This window comes from Fusobacterium sp. SYSU M8D902, from assembly GCF_040199715.1.
Taxonomy (GTDB): Bacteria; Fusobacteriota; Fusobacteriia; order Fusobacteriales; family Fusobacteriaceae; genus Fusobacterium_A.
This window is the reverse complement of sequence record NZ_JBEFNA010000077.1, coordinates 1-818: the sequence shown is the minus strand read 5'-3', so window position 1 is coordinate 818 and position 818 is coordinate 1. Positions and strand designations below refer to the sequence as shown.

At 41.7% G+C, this 818-nt stretch carries 1 pseudogene; it reads right to left on the bottom strand.

From position 1 onward, the window contains the following. Positions 1-106 precede the first annotated feature (106 nt). Positions 107-818 (bottom strand): annotated as a pseudogene (locus ABNK64_RS11125) (IS1380-like element IS942 family transposase); the annotation flags it as partial.

Sequence of the window (818 nt, the reverse complement as noted above, 5' to 3'; positions counted from 1 at the left end):
TTGTACATATTCCTTGGGCATAACAGAAACGTCGTAAACACAAAATCCCCTTACCCCATAAAGCGACTTGAGGTAATACGCTGGTTTAACCAGAAAAGCATGGTCTTTAACCAAAGTCTGTCTTGAACAGGTTGGCATAAGCATTGTTGTCTGAGTAAATGTTCAATACATGCCTACGTGATGTCTTAATCCATTTCGCAGGAACAGAGATGAACTTGAAAACAAAGGTCTTGATTCTGCTGGTGGCACGCAATCCAAATTCATGGGTTTTCAATCTCTGCATAATAGCTTTGTAGAAGTTTCTGATGAGAGCTGTCATAAGCAGGAATACAGTATTCTGTGCCATGAACGATTTTGGCAATCGATTCCAGCCAAAGCCATTGTTCATGTCATCGAAGATGCGTTCCTTGCCACCACGAAGATTGTAGAATTCCACGATGTCTCTTGCACTCGACTTGTAATCGTTAGTCAGTATACATCTGTAGGTATATTCGCCTTCCCAAATGTCAAGGTCTCCATCTATTCGCCTTTGTCTCTGTATGACAAGACGATACGGTTTTCCTTTCCATTTCTCAACAAGGATGGAATTCAGCTCAAATTCAATACCGTTGATTTCAACAGTTTTCCATCCAGTCAAGGCAAACATGGAATCGTAGAAGGAAGAGCATCTGTTGGCACGAATATAAAAATGCCTGCAATGAGCCTCTACCATATCTACGATTTCCTCCGAGCATGAGCCGCAATCCATGCGGGCACGAGAAATATATATTTCCGAAGCCTCCAATCGCTTGAAGATTCTTTCCAAAGTTTCTTTTTGG